At 62.7% G+C, this 15,299-nt stretch carries 15 protein-coding genes and 2 pseudogenes; 12 read left to right on the top strand and 5 right to left on the bottom strand.

What is annotated here, in order from left to right:
• Genes AC3CHX_RS15565 through AC3CHX_RS15550 form a run of 4 tightly spaced genes read left to right on the top strand, consistent with a single transcriptional unit; the run spans position 1 to position 4,716 of the window.
• Positions 1-1,869: an ABC transporter ATP-binding protein gene (locus AC3CHX_RS15565; protein ID WP_488628950.1), complete on the top strand. Its 1,869-nt coding sequence runs from the start codon at positions 1-3 to the stop codon at positions 1,867-1,869.
• Positions 1,866-2,198: a (2Fe-2S)-binding protein gene (locus AC3CHX_RS15560; RefSeq protein WP_488628949.1), complete on the top strand. Its 333-nt coding sequence runs from the start codon at positions 1,866-1,868 to the stop codon at positions 2,196-2,198. Before AC3CHX_RS15565 ends, AC3CHX_RS15560 begins: the two co-directional genes overlap by 4 nt.
• Positions 2,180-3,556, top strand: a complete 1,377-nt coding sequence (locus AC3CHX_RS15555; RefSeq protein ID WP_488628948.1) for an FAD/NAD(P)-dependent oxidoreductase — start codon at positions 2,180-2,182, stop codon at positions 3,554-3,556. Before AC3CHX_RS15560 ends, AC3CHX_RS15555 begins: the two co-directional genes overlap by 19 nt.
• On the top strand, positions 3,553-4,716 hold the full coding sequence (locus AC3CHX_RS15550; protein ID WP_488628947.1) for an NAD(P)/FAD-dependent oxidoreductase: 1,164 nt from the start codon (positions 3,553-3,555) through the stop codon (positions 4,714-4,716). Before AC3CHX_RS15555 ends, AC3CHX_RS15550 begins: the two co-directional genes overlap by 4 nt.
• 162 nt (positions 4,717-4,878) lie before the next feature.
• Here the strand turns inward: AC3CHX_RS15550 and AC3CHX_RS15545 are convergent, their stop codons facing one another.
• Complete coding sequence (locus AC3CHX_RS15545) at positions 4,879-5,772, bottom strand: LysR family transcriptional regulator (RefSeq protein ID WP_488628946.1); 894 nt, start codon at positions 5,770-5,772, stop codon at positions 4,879-4,881.
• 194 nt (positions 5,773-5,966) lie between these two features.
• Here AC3CHX_RS15545 and AC3CHX_RS15540 point away from each other — a divergent pair, with 194 nt between their 5' ends.
• The 4 genes from AC3CHX_RS15540 (at position 5,967) to AC3CHX_RS15525 (ending at position 9,702) form a co-directional block, all read left to right on the top strand.
• On the top strand, positions 5,967-7,124 hold the full coding sequence (locus tag AC3CHX_RS15540; RefSeq protein WP_488628945.1) for an NAD(P)/FAD-dependent oxidoreductase: 1,158 nt from the start codon (positions 5,967-5,969) through the stop codon (positions 7,122-7,124).
• Between the two features lie 31 nt (positions 7,125-7,155).
• Positions 7,156-8,199, top strand: coding sequence for a membrane dipeptidase (locus tag AC3CHX_RS15535; protein WP_488628944.1), 1,044 nt, complete (start codon positions 7,156-7,158; stop codon positions 8,197-8,199).
• A 27-nt stretch (positions 8,200-8,226) separates the two neighbouring features.
• Positions 8,227-9,099, top strand: a complete 873-nt coding sequence (locus AC3CHX_RS15530; RefSeq protein ID WP_488628943.1) for a GNAT family N-acetyltransferase — start codon at positions 8,227-8,229, stop codon at positions 9,097-9,099.
• A 231-nt stretch (positions 9,100-9,330) separates the two neighbouring features.
• The gene (locus AC3CHX_RS15525; protein ID WP_488628942.1) at positions 9,331-9,702 is read left to right on the top strand and encodes a cupin domain-containing protein; all 372 of its coding nucleotides are present in this window, start codon (positions 9,331-9,333) and stop codon (positions 9,700-9,702) included.
• Positions 9,703-9,745: 43 nt separating this feature from the next.
• Here AC3CHX_RS15525 and AC3CHX_RS15520 read toward each other — a convergent pair.
• Positions 9,746-10,396, bottom strand: a pseudogene (locus tag AC3CHX_RS15520) (aldehyde dehydrogenase family protein); the annotation flags it as partial.
• Positions 10,397-10,611: 215 nt separating this feature from the next.
• On the opposite strand from AC3CHX_RS15520, the gene AC3CHX_RS15515 reads away from it, so the two are divergent.
• From AC3CHX_RS15515 to AC3CHX_RS15500, 4 genes and pseudogenes are all read left to right on the top strand, one after another.
• Positions 10,612-10,944, top strand: a complete 333-nt coding sequence (locus AC3CHX_RS15515; protein ID WP_488628941.1) for a hypothetical protein — start codon at positions 10,612-10,614, stop codon at positions 10,942-10,944.
• Positions 10,945-10,969: 25 nt separating this feature from the next.
• Positions 10,970-11,356, top strand: a complete 387-nt coding sequence (locus AC3CHX_RS15510) for a RidA family protein (RefSeq protein ID WP_488628940.1) — start codon at positions 10,970-10,972, stop codon at positions 11,354-11,356.
• A gap of 10 nt (positions 11,357-11,366) precedes the next feature.
• Positions 11,367-12,293, top strand: coding sequence for a M14 family metallopeptidase (locus AC3CHX_RS15505; RefSeq protein WP_488644835.1), 927 nt, complete (start codon positions 11,367-11,369; stop codon positions 12,291-12,293).
• Positions 12,241-12,717, top strand: a pseudogene (locus tag AC3CHX_RS15500) (AMP-binding protein); the annotation flags it as partial. The gene AC3CHX_RS15505 and the pseudogene AC3CHX_RS15500, both read left to right, overlap by 53 nt.
• Before the next feature lie 137 nt (positions 12,718-12,854).
• On the opposite strand, the gene AC3CHX_RS15495 reads toward AC3CHX_RS15500, so the two are convergent.
• The 3 genes from AC3CHX_RS15495 to AC3CHX_RS15485 all read right to left on the bottom strand — a co-directional run bounded on the left by AC3CHX_RS15495 (position 12,855) and on the right by AC3CHX_RS15485 (position 15,298).
• Positions 12,855-14,036 (bottom strand): aminotransferase class V-fold PLP-dependent enzyme, encoded by a 1,182-nt coding sequence (locus tag AC3CHX_RS15495; protein ID WP_488628939.1) that lies wholly within the window; start codon positions 14,034-14,036, stop codon positions 12,855-12,857.
• Positions 14,037-14,397: 361 nt separating this feature from the next.
• Positions 14,398-15,045 carry a hypothetical protein gene (locus AC3CHX_RS15490; protein ID WP_488628938.1) on the bottom strand — a complete coding sequence of 216 codons (648 nt, stop codon included), beginning with the start codon at positions 15,043-15,045 and terminating at the stop codon, positions 14,398-14,400.
• 94 nt (positions 15,046-15,139) lie between these two features.
• Complete coding sequence (locus AC3CHX_RS15485) at positions 15,140-15,298, bottom strand: hypothetical protein (RefSeq protein ID WP_488628937.1); 159 nt, start codon at positions 15,296-15,298, stop codon at positions 15,140-15,142.
• Position 15,299 lies beyond the last annotated feature (1 nt).

Genomic DNA, 15,299 nt, shown 5'->3' with positions numbered 1-15,299 from the left:
ATGAACAAGATTGCCAAAGGCGCCGACCTCGTCAGCGTTTCCGGTTTGCGGGTGGTCGCGCTGAAGGATAGCGGCGAGGACGTGGTCATCGTCAGGGATGTGGATTTTTCGGTGGCGCGCGGCGAAGTGCTGGCGCTGATCGGCGAATCCGGGTCCGGCAAGACCACCATCGCGCTCGCGCTGCTGGGCTATGCACGCTCCGGCTGCCGGATTGTCGGCGGCAGCGTACGGGTCGGCCAGCGCGACGTGCTGAGCATGAAACCGGCCGAGCTGTCGCACATGCGCGGCCGCGACGTCGCCTATATCGCGCAGAGTGCGGCGGCGGCTTTCAATCCGTCCAGGACGCTGATGGATCAGGTCATCGAAAGCGCGCTGATCCACAAGACCATGACGCGCGCCCAAGCCGAGACCAAGGCGGTCGGGTTGTTCCGCTCGCTGGCATTGCCGGATCCGGAACACATCGGCAAGCGTTATCCGCATCAAGTGTCGGGCGGTCAGCTGCAACGCGTGATGGCGGCGATGGCGCTGATTACCGATCCCGAACTGGTGATCCTGGACGAGCCGACCACCGCCCTCGATGTGACGACCCAGATTGAAGTGCTGCGCGCATTCAAGAAGGTGGTCAAGGAACTCGGTACTACCGCGGTCTATGTGTCGCATGACCTGGCGGTAGTGGCGCAGATGGCCGATCGGATCGTGGTGCTGCGCGACGGTCAGATACGGGAGGTTGGCAGCACCGGCCATATTCTGACCACGCCGGACCACGCCTACACTCAGAGCCTGCTGGCGGCAGCGGCGCCGCAAGTGCGCGGCCAGCTGGCGCTGCCGCCGGCGCTGGCGCAGGAGCCGCCGCTGTTGCAGATACAGGGGCTGATCGCAGGCTATGGCCGGCCGGACAACCGGGGACTGCCGTCGGCGCGGATTCTGGACGATATCAATCTGACGATACGGCGCGGCACCAGCATCGGCATCATCGGCGAATCCGGGTCCGGCAAGACCACGCTGGCGCGCGCGGTGGCCGGTCTGATGGCACCGGCGCGCGGCACTATCGCGCTCGACGGCGAGCCTTTGTCGCCAGGCCTGGACGGCCGCACCCGCGAGCAATTCCGCCGGGTGCAGATCGTGTTCCAGAATGCCGATACCGCGCTCAATCCGGCCCACACCATCGGCCGCATGCTGGCGCGGCCGCTGACGTTCTATCACGGCCTCAAGTCCGAGGCGCAACGCAAGCGCATCGCGCAACTGCTGGATCTGGTGCAACTGCCGAGCAGCGTCATCGATCGGTTGCCGGGCGAGCTGTCCGGCGGCCAGAAACAACGCGCCAACCTGGCGCGGGCATTAGCCGCCAACCCCGATCTGATCCTGTGCGACGAAGTGACCTCCGCACTGGATACCGTGGTCGGCGCGGCGATTCTGGATCTGCTGGCCGAACTGCGGCGCGAGCTGAATGTGTCGTATATGTTCATCAGCCATGACATCAGTACCGTGCGCGCCATCTGCGATGACATCGTGGTGCTGTATGCCGGCCGCATGGTCGCCAAGCGGCCGCGCGAAGCGATGATGGCGCCGCCGTACCACCCGTATTCGCATCTGCTGCTGTCGTCGGTGCCGGCGCTCAAGCAGGGCTGGCTGGAGCAGGTATGCGGTCGTGTCCCGCAGGATATGCCGTCCATCGGCGAGGTCGCGTCCTCGCCTGATATCTGCCCTTTCCTGCGCCGCTGTCCGCTGCGGATTGACGGTGTTTGCAATACGCTGCCGCCCGTGCGGCGGTCGCTGCAGCATGGCGGCGAAATTCTTTGTCATCGCTCCGATGTCGACCTGCAGCGCTTGCAATTGCCGCTGATTCCGGTGGAAGGAGTGACGGTATGAGTGACGGTATGAACGGTGCCGCAAATCCGCGCTTTGTCCGGCTCGGCGAGACCGCGCGCGCGCCGGTCGGCTTCTCGATCAACGGCCGCCCGGCCACAGCGCTGCAGGGCGATACGCTGATGGTGGCGATCTTGAACAACATCGATCATTTGCGTCAGTCCGAATTCGGCGACGGCCAGCGCTCCGGCTTTTGCCTGATGGGCGCTTGCCAGGATTGCTGGGTATGGACTGCCGACGGCGGCCGCTTGCGCGCCTGCTCGACGATCGTCAGCGAAGGACTGGAAATATCAACCCATCAACCGGAGGCAACATGGCCCAACCTCGCGTAGTCATCGTCGGCGCCGGACCGGCCGGCGTCCGTTGCGCCGAAGTGTTCGTCAAAGCCGGCTTGCGGCCGACCGTGATCGATGAAGGCCGTCGCGACGGCGGTCAGATTTACCGTCGTCAGCCGGAGAATTTCACACGTTCGTACAGCAGCTTGTACGGCACCGAAGCCGGACGTGCCGAGTCGCTGCATCGCAGCTTCGACGCGTTACGTAGCGCGATTGACTACCTGCCGGAGACGCTGGCATGGAATATCAGCGAAGGCCGGGTGCACCTGGTCAGGGCTGGCCACGCCAGCAGTCTGGCGTACGACATCCTGATCCTGTGCACCGGCGCCACCGATCGCCTGATGCCGCTCAAGGGCTGGCACCTGGCCGGCACCTACAGCCTTGGCGCAGCGCAGGTAGCGCTGAAGTCGCAAGCTTGCGCGGTCGGCCGCGAAGTCGTGTTTCTCGGCAGCGGACCGTTGTTGTATCTGGTCGCGAGTCAATATATCAAGGCCGGCGCCAAGGTGGCGGCAGTGCTGGATACCGCGCGTTTCACACAGCAACTGAGCGCGTTGCCGAAGCTGATGGCGCGGCCCTCTTTGCTGAAAAAGGGCATGTCGCTGGTGTCTGCGATCAAGCGCGCCGGCGTGCCGGTGCAGAGCGGCGTGACGCCGCTGGAAATCCTCGGCGCTGCCGACAGCGGCGTACAGGCAGTCAGCTATCGCAATGCCGAAGGGAAGACCGTCACGTTGCGTTGCGATGCGGTGGCCATGGGCTATCACCTGCGGGCGGAAACCCAGCTCGCTGATCTTGCGCGCTGCGAGTTCAGTTTCGATCAGGCTTCGCGTCAGTGGCTGCCGACGATTGGCGAAGACGGCCGCAGCTCCGTGCCCGGCGTGTATCTGGCTGGCGATGGGGTACGCATACTCGGTGCCGATGGGGCCGAGAATGCCGGCCGTCTGGCAGCGTTGGCTGCGCTTGGCGATGCTGGTTACAGGGTAGAACAACAGGAAGTGGCCACGCTGCGCCAACAGCAACGTGTGATGGAGCGTTTCCGCCAGGGGCTGCTAAAGGCATTTCCGTGGCCGGCGGAACAGGCCGCCTGCCTGCCCGATGAGGCGATAGTCTGCCGCTGCGAATGCATCAGCGCCGGCGAATTGCGCCGCGTGGTATCCGAGATGGGCGCCACCGAAGCGAACCGCGCCAAGGCCTTCAGCCGGGTCGGCATGGGACGTTGCCAGGGACGTTACTGCGCGCATGCCGGCGCCGAAGTGATTGCGGCGGCGGCCAGTATTCCGATTGCCGAGGTCGGTCGCTTGCGAGCGCAGGCGCCGGTCAAACCGCTGGCGTTCAACACCAACGAGGAAGCGTCATGAAGGCCCTGCAAGCGGATGTGATTATCGTCGGCGGCGGCATCATGGGCAGCGCTACCGCATTTTTCCTGCGCCAGCGCGGGCGCTCGGTGATTCTGCTCGAACGCGGCCTGCTGGGCCAGCAGGCCAGCGGTACCAATTTCGGCAATGTGCGGCGGCAGGGGCGCTTCCTGCCGCAGCTGCCGCTGGCCAATCGCTCACTCGCTATCTGGCGCCGGCTGCCGGAGCTGATCGGAGAAGACGTCGAGTTTTTGCCGTCCGGGCATATCCGGGTGTGCTACGGCCAGGAACGGGTCGGCATGCTGGAAGAATATGCGCGCGCGGCACGCACTTATGGCCTCGACCTGGAACTGTTCGCCGGCCGGCGGATGCGCGCGCGCTTCCCGTTCCTGGGGGCAGAAGTCGGGGCGGCATCGTATTCGGCGCTCGACGGCCATGCCAATCCGCGCCTGGCGGCACCGGCTTTCGGTCGGGCCGCGGCAAGAAACGGTGCGCAGATTTTCGAGAACACCGAAGTCACGACCATCGAGAAGGAGGGCGGCGATTTCCTTGCCACAGCCGTCGATGGCCGCGCCTTCCGCGCCCCGGCGCTGCTGGTTGCGGCGGGGGCCTGGGCCGACAAGCTGTGCGTGCAGTTCGGCGAGCCGGTCGATCTGGTCGCGCGCGGTCCGCAAATGGGCGTCACGGAACCCGTGCCTTACGGTTTCAAGCCTGTGGTCGGGGTAACCTCGCCGCGCGATGAAGAGATCCTGTATTTCCGCCAGATACCGCGCGGCAACATCATCTTCGGCGGCGGCGGCCGCGGCCCGGCCTATCCGGATCTGCAGCGCGCCTACGTGATGCCGAAGAATACGCTGAACCAGCTAAAGCAATTGCAGCGGCTGGCGCCGGCGCTGGCCAATCTGCATGTGATCCGGGTCTGGAGCGGGGTGGAAAGCTATATGCCGGACGATCTGCCGGTGATGGGGCCGAGCGCCCGCGTCAGCGGCCTGCATTATGCATTCGGCTTTTGCGGACACGGTTTCCAGCTCGGACCGGGGGTTGGCGATGTGATGGCCGAACTGATTGCGACTGGCCGCAGCACGACGCCGATAGAGCCGTTTCTGATCAATCGTTTTTCGAAGCAGGTACAAGTCCCCGCTGCGTTGGCGCAGGTCATCTGAGGGTTCAGGTGCAAATTTCCCCGACAGTTACACTTTAGGGGTAGTAGCGAGACGTCCCTGGGAGATTCCCGGATTTTGCCCATTCGTATTTGAGTGGGCGTTTTTTTGGTGCGTCCGGCAGGGCCCGCAAACTTGATTCCAAAACCCGCAACCAGTCGCTTGTCAGCCTCGTCGTGACAGCTCGGCCACGGCAGTGCGCAGGTCGCGCGCGTATTCGCGGCCATAGCGCGTCTGCGGCCGCAGCCTGCTGGTCGATAGCACGATCTCCAGCGGCAGCTCCGGGCGGAACGGCCGCACCTCAAATGCACCATAACTGGTCCACGGCACCAAGCCATCGACGAGCGCCACGCCGAGCCCGCGCTGCACCAGGGGCAGGGCAGCGATCGACAGCGAGATTTCAATCTGCAACTGGCGCTCGACGCCGGCCTCGGCAAAGGCGATTTCGAGCAAGGCGCCTGGCGCCGTGTTGGCGCTGTAGCTGATCAGCCCGTGCCCGGCCAGGTCGGCCGGTGTCACGACCTTGAGGGCGGCCAGCGGCGAGTCAGCGCGCATCAACGCGACGATGCCGGCCTTGCCCAGTGGCTCGCAACGGATTTGCGGCTCGCTCGATCGCTGCATCGTTACGCCCAGGTCGATGTCGCCGACCAGGATGTGCTCGTCGATCGCATCGGCCGGCAGGGTCTGCAGCACGATGCGCAGCCCGGGGTTGCGCTGGCGGAAGCGTTCAGTCGCATGCGGCAGCAAGGCAAAGGTCGCCGGCGCGCTGGCGCCTACGCGCAGCAGGCCGAGTTGTTTGTCGCGGATGCGGTCCGACAAACCCTTGAGCACTTCAATCTCGCGAAATATGCGGTCGGCATCGCCGTACAACAGCTGCGCCTCGGCGGTGGGCACCAGGCGCCCGCCCAAACGTTCAAACAGCTTGTAGCCGATCTGAATCTCGAAGTGGCGCAGCAGCTTGCTCACGGCCGGCTGCGAGACGTGCAGCGCCTCGGCGGCTGTAGTTAACGAGCGGTTGCGCATGATGGCGCGGAAGACCTCTAGCTGGCGAGCGTTCATGGCCTCACTATAACCAAAGGTTTGGCATTCCGCAACGATCGGTATTGGCCCGCGGCGCGGGCACCGTCCAGAATAGATGCCATGAACTTCCACCCTCACCGCCACGGCAGCCGCCTCCCCATGAAACCTGGCCGTTTCATCCGCCTCGCCGAGACCGCGTGCGCGTCAGTGCAGTTCACGAAGGGGGACGCCTGATGGGACAGGAATTGAGAGCCGACGTCGTTATCGTTGGCGGTGGGCTGATGGGCGTCTCCAGCGCTTTCTTTTTGCGCAAGCGCGGCCGCTCGGTGATCCTGCTTGAACGCGGCCTGGTCGGCCAGCAGGCCAGCGGAGCCAGTTTCGGCAATGTGCGCAGGCAGGGGCGCTTTCTGCCGCAACTGCCATTGGCACACCGCTCGCGCGCCATCTGGGGCCGGATGAAAGAACTGATCGGCGACGACGCCGAGTTCCTGGCGAGCGGCCATGTGCGCGGTGTGTACAGTGAAGCGCAGGCCGAGGTGATCGAGAAGTATGCAGCCGACGCGCGCGGATGGGGCCTCAATCTCGAGATCATCGGCGGCAGCGCGTTCCGCCGCCGCTTCCCGTTCTTCGGCCCGGAGGTGATCTGCGGCTCCTATTCGCCAGACGATGGTCATGCCAATCCCCGTCTCGCTACCCCGGCCTTCGCCCGCGCAGCACAGCGCGAAGGCGCCCAGGTGATCGAGAACTGCGAGGTGCTGTCGGTCGAGAAGGATGGGGAGGACTTCCGCGTGCAGACTGCTGACGGCCGCACGGTGCGTGCACCCGCCGCGCTGATCTGCACCGGCGCCTGGGGTAACAAGTTGGCGGACGCTTTCGGCGAGCCGGTGCCGATGACGCCGCATGGCCCCACGATGGGAGTCACCGAGCCCATGCCCTACGGGATCATCCCGGTGGTGGGCGTGTCAACCAAAGTACTGCACGAAGTGGTGTACTTCCGCCAGGTCAAACGCGGCAACATCGTGTTTGGCGGCGGCCTGCGCGGTCCGGCTTACCCCGACAGCAGACGCGCCTACGTGTTGCCGGAAAATACGCTGCGCCAGTTGCGCGAGTTGCGCCGCCTGGCGCCCGCGCTGGGCAAGTTGCAGGTCATTCGCGTGTGGAGCGGCATCGAGGGCTACATGCGCGACGACCTTCCAGTCATGGGTCCCAGCGCCCGTGTCAGCGGCCTGTACTACGCCTTCGGTTTCTCCGGCCACGGTTTCCAGCTCGGCCCCGGCGTCGGCGACGTGATGGCGGAGCTGATCGATACCGGCGCCACCAGCACGCCCATCGAACTTTTTCACATTAGTCGGTTCGGCGCCGCAGCCGCAGCGCTGAATGCTGCCGCCTGATCACCCCATATTTTTTCATAGGAGATTCACCATGTCCGTTACCGTCCATCCCACCCAAACCCTAAGCGCCGACGACAAGACGCGCCGCTTCCACGAAAGCAGCCTCGTGTTCGACGGCCTTGCGATCGGCTATGTGCTCGACGAAAAGTACACCCAGCGCTGTCTCGAAGGCGGCGTGAATGCCGCCAACGTCACTTTCGCGCTGGAAGAGACTTGGGACAAGACGCTGCAGACCTTCGAAAGAAACCTTGCCAAGATCGACAAGAGTCCGCTGCTGATGCTGTGCAAGACGGCCGATGAGGTGCAAGCTGCGAAGGACAAGGGCAAGCTCGGCGTCGTCATTGGCACCCAGGGCGCGAGCATGATGGAAAGCGCGGACCAGTTCTGGCGCCTGGAGACCATGGTACGCATGGGCCTGCGCTTCCTCGGCCTGGCCTACACCACTGCGAACCTGTTCGGCGACGGTTGCGGCGAGCGCCGCGATGCCGGTCTCAGCTACCTCGGCGAGGAGCTGATAGCGCTCGCCAACACCCTGCCGGTCATGCTGGACCTGTCGCACTGCGGCCGCCGCACGCGTGCGGAAGCCACCGCGCTGGCGCGCGCGCCCGTATGCACCCATTCGAACAGCGACGCGCTGCGCGCCAACGGGCGCAACACGACCGACGCTACGGTCGCGGCCATGGCCGCCAAGGGCGGGATGATCGGTGTTTGCGGCCTGCCGCAATCGCTGTCGGACGAGACGCCGACGCTGGATGACCTGCTTAACCACATTGACCACTTTGTCAAGCTGGCTGGCGTCGGACACGTGGGTATCGGCATGGACTATGTCGAGGCGTTCCAGGACCAGGCTACGGTGGTGCCGTCGCCGAGCGTGGTGATGTGGCGCACCCGCCGCCCCGACATTTTTGGCCCGCTGGCGGCGTTCGGCCGTCAGTCGTACCCGATCGACGTCGAGGTGGCGCGCAAGCTGCCGAATCTGACACAAGGGTTGTTCGACCGTGGCTACTCGGCCAACGACGTCGAGGCGCTGATCGGCGGCAACTGGCTGCGTGCGATGCGCACATTCTGCGGATGAAGGCCGCTTATCGACAAGGAGTTTTCGATGCATGATCAAGCTTCCAGGCAATTTACGCTGCGCGCGTTGAACGCGGCGGATCTCGCCGCATGTCATCGCCTTTCGGTGGCCCTGAAATGGCCGCACCGGCTGGAAGACTGGCAATTCATCTATGCGCTGGGGGCCGGCTTTGCGCTCGAGAGCCGGGGCAGGGAACAGGACGCCGTTGTGGTCGGCAGCGCCTTGAGCTGGCATTACGGCGACAGCCACGCCTCGCTCGGCATGGTGATCGTGCAGCCGGCGCTGCAAGGCCTGGGTTTCGGCCGCAGGCTGATGGCGAAGTTGCTGGCGCAACTCGGCCAGCGCAACATCATGCTTCACGCCACCGCGGCCGGCCAGCCCCTGTACGAAAAACTGGGGTTTGTTGCCAGCGGCAAGCTGCATCAGCATCAGGGTGCGGTGTTGCTGTCGGCGCCAATTCCGCTGCCCGCCGGTGAGCGCATTCGCGCTGTCGGCAGCAACGATGCGGCCAGATTGCAAGCGCTGGATGCGCGCGCCAGCGGCATGGATCGCAGCCGGGTTCTGGCAGCGCTGGGCGACGTCGCCGAAGGCGTGGCCATCGACCGCGACGGCGAACTGCTGGGCTTTGCGCTGGTGCGGCGCTTTGGCCACGGCCGCGTGATCGGCCCGGTGGTAGCGCCCGATGCCGCCCGCGCGCAAGCCCTGATCAGCCACTGGACCAACTCCTACGCCGGCTCCTTCATTCGCGTCGATGTGCCCGACGCCGGCGGCCTGAGCGATTGGCTGAGCGCGATCGGATTGACGCGGGTCAATAGCGTGGTGGCGATGCAGAAAGGCGCGCCGGCATCAAAAGATCCGGACCTGCAATTGTATTCTGTCATCAACCAGGCGCTCGGCTGAGCGGCGCCTCGCGCGCCGCATGCTATGCCGCCGCCGCATTAAAATTCACAACTTTCGCCGTTTTAGCTGGGGCACTACGGAGCATCTGTCCACCCGCATCTGGCTACCATAGTCGGTAACTCAACTGTTCCGAAGCGTCTCCCCATTCATCTCACATGCAACATTGCCGTCATCCCCAGTGACGGCAAGTAATTCGCACTACCCACTTACTCAACCACAACAAGGATCGTCATGACCAACCCAAACATGCTCAGTTTCGCCGCCATCACGCCAAAGACCACGGAACACTTTCCCGACGAGGACAGACGCATCGTGGGCAAACCACGCCGCGTCACCAATGAGTATTTCGTCAACGCCGCGCACGGCGTAAAGGCAGGCACCTGGCAAGCCGAAGCCGGTTCCTACCGGATCGAACTGGCCGACAGCAAGCACGAGTTCTTCCACATCCTTAGCGGCAAGGTCCAGGTGTCGCAGCCGGACGGCACCGACGCCATCGTCTACGCCGCCGGCGACACCGGCATCATTCCGCCCGGTTTCAAAGGCATCTTTGAAATCCTCGAGCCGGCCAGCAAATTCTGGGTGATGAGCGAACTGATGGCCTAAGCTTCTCTACTACGGGGCGGCCCAGGCCGTCCCAGCCCTTCAGCACCTGTTCGACTACGCTGTGCTCGACGATCAGGCGCGAGCCGGCCACGCACACCTGGCCTGCGTTGCCGGTGATGGCGCCGGCCAAAATGCGCGCCACTTTGTCGAGGTCAGGAGCGTCGGCGAACACCACTTGCGGACTCTTGCCTCCCAGCTCCAGCGTGACCGGCTTGGTGCCGGTTTCGGCGCAGGCCGCCATGATGGCGCGACCGGTCCGGGTCGAGCCGGTGAACGTGACCTTGGAAATCTTCGGATGGCGCACCAGTGCGTCGCCGGTGACTTGGCCATCGCCCTGAATCACGTTAAAAATCCCCGGCGGCATGCCGGCCGTGATCGCCAACTCAGCCAGTCGCAGCGTCGAGAACGGCGTCAGTTCGGACGGCTTTAAGACCACCGCGTTGCCGGCCGCCAGCGCCGGACCGACCTTCCACGACGCCATCACCAGCGGGAAATTCCATGGCGCGATGGCGCCGATCACGCCATACGGCTCGCAAATCGTCAGGCCCAGGCTACCGCTCTGGGTCGCCGCAACGTCACCGCCCAGCTTGTCGGCAAACTCGGAAAAGAAGCGCAGTGACTCAGCCGCGAACGGCACGTCCCAGCGAACCGCGTCGGCCACCGGGCGGGTCGAACCGATGGCCTCGATGGGAGATCGACTGCGATGGACACAGGTCTGGTCTGCCCCCGACTCTCCGCTGATCGTGGAGATCGCTCAACAGCTACGCCGAGGTGGGATTGAAGTCAAGGGCGTCATGACCCATGCCGGCAATTCTTACAACAGCAAGAGCATCGCGCAGATCGAGGCCTACGCATGCCAGGAGCGCGACGCGGTGCTGCTGGCCGTTGGCAAACTGAGGAACGCCGTCATTGGGCATCAGCCGGAAAAGGGCTGGATCATCGTCGATGCGGGATGGATGGCGCTCTCGCGCGACCGCGTCGCAGGCCGTCGATCAAGGCTACGGCGTCGTTTGCGACATCAATGGCGTGCCGCTGCAGGACATGATCGTGGTGGGCGCGCACCAGGAGCACGGCATTGTCGCGGCACGTGACGGTTGCGCTGGCGTTGCCGCTGTCCCGGTGGGTACCCAGTTGCGTATTTTACCGAACCATGCCTGCGCCACGGCCGCACAACACGGTGGCTATCACGCGACGGACGCTCAGGCGCCGGCCGCATATTGGGCTCGTTTTGGCGGCTGGTGATTCTCAAATATCGAAAGGATTTTCAATGCACACTGTCTTATCGCCCGACGTGCCCATTCCGGCCGGGCATTATTCGCAAGCGAAGGTAGCCGCCGGACTGGTGTTTGTATCAGGCCAATTACCTCTGCGAGCGCCATCGATGGAAATTCCCGACGGCATCGACGCGCAACTGATCCTGGCCATGAAAAATGTCGAGCACATCCTGATTGCCGCTGGTTCGTCACTGGAAAAGCTGGTCAGCGTACAGCTGTTCATCTCGGACGTCAGTCTGTGGCCCAAAGTCAACCGCGTCTACGCGCAGATCATGGGTTCGAGCAAACCAGCGCGAACGATCGTTCCGGTTGGTGCCCTCCACTACGGCGCCCTGATTGAAATCAACGCGATTGCCGAAATCGCAGATCACTGCGAATGAAAGGCCTCCCATGACCACGAGCAGCATACCCGTCGCCGGCGCCGAACTGGACGCCTATCCGATCGAGTTCGACTTCCCCGATATCCACCCCTATGCCGGCGGCAATACGGGCATCCCTTACGCTTACACCTTCGACAGCGGCAAACCGGGCAAGCACACGATGATCACCGCGCTGACCCACGGCAATGAAGTGTCCGGCGCGGTGGCCGTCAAGGCCATGCTGGATGCCGGCTTGCGGCCCCGCCGCGGCCGCCTGACGCTGGCATTCGGGAATGTCGACGCCTACCACAGCTTCGACCCGGCCAGGCCGGACGCGTCGCGCTTTGTCGACCAGGATATGAACCGCGTGTGGCAGGCCGCCACGCTGGACGACTGCACGCTCGACTCCTCGGAACTGCGCCGGGCCCGCGCCTTGCGTCCGCTCGTCGACAGCGTCGATTGCCTGCTCGACCTGCACTCGATGCACGAGCGCAGCGCGCCGTTGACGGTCTGCGACCCGCTGGACAAGGGCATCAGGATGGCCATGGAATTGGGCACGCCTGCACATATCATCAGCGACGCGGGTCATCCGGAGGGTCGCCGGCTGCGCGACTACGGCGGCTTTGGCGACCCGGCCAGTCCAAAAAACGCGCTCTTGATCGAAACCGGCCAGCATTGGGAACACGGCGCATTGGCGGTGGCGAAGGACTATTGCATGCGCTTCCTGTTCTTGTGCGACAACCTCGACGCCGACCAAGTGCCGGACGGCTGGCTGCAACCGGTGCCGCAACAGCAAATTGTGATCAAAGTAACGACGCCGGTTGTGGCCAGCGGATCGGACTTCCGTTTCGCCGGCCAGTACACTGGACTGGAGAAATTTGCCGACCCGGACGCGCTAGATACATGTCATCGTTTACCACCGCACCGGCAACCCCATCAATTTCATTTCTGGGCGTGACGTCTGGCTGGATGACGTCACCTCCAACCAAGCAGCAGAATGTGAACCCGTCTGGGTTAGCGCTGAACATCCTTTATTCATCCTCTATACGTCCGGCTCGACCGGCAAGCCCAACGGCGTGCAGCATTCCTCCGGCGGTTGCCTGCTGTGGGCAATGCAGACGATGAAGTGGACCTTCGACATCAAGCCGAGCGACTTGTTCTGGTGTACCGCTGACATCGGATGGATCACCGGCCACACCTATATCGCCTATGGTCCGCTGGCAGTCGGTGCTACTCAGATCGTGTTCGAAGGTGTACCTACTTATCCGAACGCCGTCCGCTTTGCTGACAACTTGTCCAAAACTCGCTCCGGAAAGACCATGCGGCGCCTCTTGCGTGCGATTGCAAACGGCGAGTCCATTACACAGGACGTGTCGACGCTCGAGAATCCGGCCATCCTTGAGCAATTAAACCAAGCGCAGTAGCATGTCTGATACCGGGCGGTTAAGCAAAAGCCCTCACTCGTTGCCGCTTAGCGGCCAACCAGCGAGGAGCGTATGCTTCCGTTGAGCCAGGACCGCTAGCCTTGCGTGGCCACATGCTCAAGCGCTTCAACAAAGCTGTCGAGTTCACTTTTCAGCATGTAGATATGCGGCGATACGCGCAGTCCGCTAACGTGCCTGACCGTGCGATATTTCACGTGTACTTGATGCGTTTGCCGCAGCTCCTGCTCGATTTTCCGGCAATCCATACCGTCGATGGAGAACAGGCTCACCGCACCCAGATCATTGGAGTCCAGCGGCGTGTGCAGCCTGAAGCCGGGAATATTGCGGGCGAGATCGATCCAATAGCGGGTCAGCTCCTGCAGCCGCTCATGAATCTTTCGGACGCCGATCTCTTCATGGAACCGGATCGCCGGCGCGATCCCCGCCTGTACTGCCGAATTGTAGGTGCCGAGATTCCAGTGATCGAACTTGTCGATGCCTAGTGGAGGCAGATCGAACGGCCCCAGCAATGGCCAGGTACTGTCGATTCGGCTTTGCTTCACGATCAGCATGCCGTTGCCGACCGGCGCGCCCAGCCACTTGTGCAAACTGGTGATGAAGAAGTCGCAATCAAGATCGCGGAAGCTGACCGGCATCTGCGCGAACGTCTGAGCGCCGTCGACGACTGTGACGATATCGTGAGACCGGGCCATCTTGCAGAGCTGCTTGGCCGGTATGATTCGGCCGGTCCAGTGGAACATATGGGTCAGTTGCATCACGCGCGTGCGCGGTGTGATCGCCTCTTCATAAGCCTTAACGACGATGTCGTCGCCATCCATCAGATCGAAGTCTACCGATACAACCTTGATGCCTTCCCGTTGCTCGCGCTGCAGCCATGCCGCGCGCACGCTCGGATAGTCCCACGCCGAAATCAGCACTTCGTCGCCCGCCTTCAGCGGTATTCCGAAGATGGCCGTCGACAGGCCCTCCGAGGAATTCCGGTTCAGCGCGATCTCTTCGGGGCTGCAGTCCGCCAATACCGCAAGTTGCTGCTTGATCGAAGAGAGCGCGGCATCGAGCTTGCGCCACATGTTGACATCCGGATTCTGGCTGATGAGGCGATAGGCGTCGATCATAGCCTGCTCGACAGCCAGCGACGGCGGACTGACCGCGGCGTTGTTCAGGTTCATCAATGGTTGTTGCCTGGGATAGGCTGCGCGCACGCGTTCCCAGAATTTCTCATCAGCTTGGCCGCTCGTGGTTGATTGCATTTCCATTCTCTTGATAGATTGTTGATAGCGCCGGCTCGCGGGAACTTGCCACCGGCTTCATTGGATGAATTCCTGAGGTTGATTACACCATGGGCGCCATACACGAATATCTTGTTTTCGCACTGCCGGAGCGCAGAAATGGTGGAATGAAGGGCAGCGCGTAGCATAATTTGCTGTACCGCTAGCGTGCACACCGGGCGAGCGTGAAACCCTTGCGCAACGGCATGTCCGGGCGCGCATCTCAATATCGAAGGCGCGGCCGGCCCCCCGGCTAGTGGCGCTCTCTCAAAGCCCCGCCTGGCGGATCAGCTTGGCCAGGGTGCCATCTACCTCGAGAGCGGACGAAATCGAGGGCTGAATACTTGATTTATGCAGCCATCGGAAAGTCTTCCCAAAGATTTTTTTGTGTGAACTTTGAGCGCTTTACGTATAGCGGTTTCTTAAAAATATCCGCAAGCTCGCCATTGAGATCTGCAACACGAATGTGTAACAGAGCATTGGCGCCTGCAGGGGTCCATCGCATCTGTCCCTTTTTCTTAAAGCGATCTCCGATCACTAAGGGTGCCGTCACGCATTTCAGTACCGATCGGATAAGAGGTTCTGTGAATAATCGCTGACACGAAACGATGCTAACAATCATCTGCTCCCAATTGCTGACCCACATCCGTGCTGCGGCCAATTCAGCCGGCGGTATCGAACGCACTAACACGCTGGTATCGCCAATCAACACCGATGTCGGGAGATGTTCTTCGCCCAGGATCAAAAACATTTCAGCATCGGATTGACGCACCGAAAAGTCAGCGACGCATTTCTGACCCTCAAATTCTATCGTCGCAGGTCGCTCGCAGAACGTATCGACTAAAGGATCGGATTCTAGCCGCAGCCGTTGCTCAAATGCATGCTGATCAAAGCACTGTAAGCGTCGGCCGAGCTTCGGACTATACGCCTCGATCAAGCGCTGACCGCGTGTTCGTTTTGATAATATTGGAGAGGTGTACCGCGTTAAATCATCCATGATTTCAATAGCTTAGAATATGATCCTCCGAAGGATGACAAGAATAAATAACTCCTCGCAGTACATTCAAAGAGGGGCCTGAGCCCCAGGACCATCACTCCCACCGTTTGCCTTGCAGGGCGAGGTTCAGTTCGGCCAGTCCCTTGCCCATCGCCACGCGCTGCGCGGCGGTGCGCGGTGTCTCCCGGATCTGGATGCCTTCCAGGTAGGTGAGCATGCGCACGGTGGTCCGGGCGCCGTCGGCGAGTGCCACG

The sequence above is a fragment of the Glaciimonas sp. OK215 genome (assembly GCF_057787885.1).
The sequence above is the reverse complement of the archived record's forward strand: the minus strand, read 5'-3'. Positions and strand labels throughout refer to the sequence as shown.

Coding starts and splice junctions, on each gene's coding strand:
- AC3CHX_RS15565 (WP_488628950.1), top strand. CDS start 1: ATGAACAAGATTGCCAAAGGCGCCGACCTCGTCAGCGTTTCCGGTTTG.
- AC3CHX_RS15560 (WP_488628949.1), top strand. CDS start 1,866: ATGAGTGACGGTATGAACGGTGCCGCAAATCCGCGCTTTGTCCGGCTC.
- AC3CHX_RS15555 (WP_488628948.1), top strand. CDS start 2,180: ATGGCCCAACCTCGCGTAGTCATCGTCGGCGCCGGACCGGCCGGCGTC.
- AC3CHX_RS15550 (WP_488628947.1), top strand. CDS start 3,553: ATGAAGGCCCTGCAAGCGGATGTGATTATCGTCGGCGGCGGCATCATG.
- AC3CHX_RS15545 (WP_488628946.1), bottom strand. CDS start 5,772: ATGAACGCTCGCCAGCTAGAGGTCTTCCGCGCCATCATGCGCAACCGC.
- AC3CHX_RS15540 (WP_488628945.1), top strand. CDS start 5,967: ATGGGACAGGAATTGAGAGCCGACGTCGTTATCGTTGGCGGTGGGCTG.
- AC3CHX_RS15535 (WP_488628944.1), top strand. CDS start 7,156: ATGTCCGTTACCGTCCATCCCACCCAAACCCTAAGCGCCGACGACAAG.
- AC3CHX_RS15530 (WP_488628943.1), top strand. CDS start 8,227: ATGCATGATCAAGCTTCCAGGCAATTTACGCTGCGCGCGTTGAACGCG.
- AC3CHX_RS15525 (WP_488628942.1), top strand. CDS start 9,331: ATGACCAACCCAAACATGCTCAGTTTCGCCGCCATCACGCCAAAGACC.
- AC3CHX_RS15510 (WP_488628940.1), top strand. CDS start 10,970: ATGCACACTGTCTTATCGCCCGACGTGCCCATTCCGGCCGGGCATTAT.
- AC3CHX_RS15505 (WP_488644835.1), top strand. CDS start 11,367: ATGACCACGAGCAGCATACCCGTCGCCGGCGCCGAACTGGACGCCTAT.
- AC3CHX_RS15495 (WP_488628939.1), bottom strand. CDS start 14,036: ATGGAAATGCAATCAACCACGAGCGGCCAAGCTGATGAGAAATTCTGG.
- AC3CHX_RS15490 (WP_488628938.1), bottom strand. CDS start 15,045: ATGGATGATTTAACGCGGTACACCTCTCCAATATTATCAAAACGAACA.